The organism is Geobacillus sp. LYN3 (assembly GCF_003064505.1).
Taxonomy (GTDB): Bacteria; Bacillota; Bacilli; order Bacillales; family Anoxybacillaceae; genus Parageobacillus_B; species Parageobacillus_B toebii.
In genome coordinates, this window is sequence record NZ_QCWL01000086.1 from 1 (window position 1) to 343 (window position 343).

1 protein-coding gene is annotated in these 343 nt (G+C 44.3%); it reads left to right on the forward strand.

What is annotated here, in order from left to right:
- Positions 1-343 (forward strand): transposase (locus DCC82_RS17210; protein WP_146177922.1); only part of this gene is annotated, 343 nt, incomplete at both ends.

Sequence of the window (343 nt, forward strand, 5' to 3'; positions counted from 1 at the left end):
GATTTATCGCGCGCCGAATAAGGAGATGGCGTTACAAATGTTTCAACAGTTTGAGTCGAAATGGTCCAGCAAATATCCAAGAGAAGTTCAATCTTGGGCCAATGAGTTGGATGTCCTCCTTACATTTATGGATGATCCAAGCAGTATTCGAAGTGTGATTTACACGACCAATGCCATCGAACGAACGATCAAGGAAATTCGGAAACGTCTAAAGCCGATGAACAGTTTGAGCAGTTTAGAAGCCGCGGAAAAAGTCGTGTATTTGACCATCCAAGATTTTAATGAGAAATGGGCAGGGCGAAAGTTAAGAGGATTTGCCGAAGCACAGGAAGCCCTCGAGCGA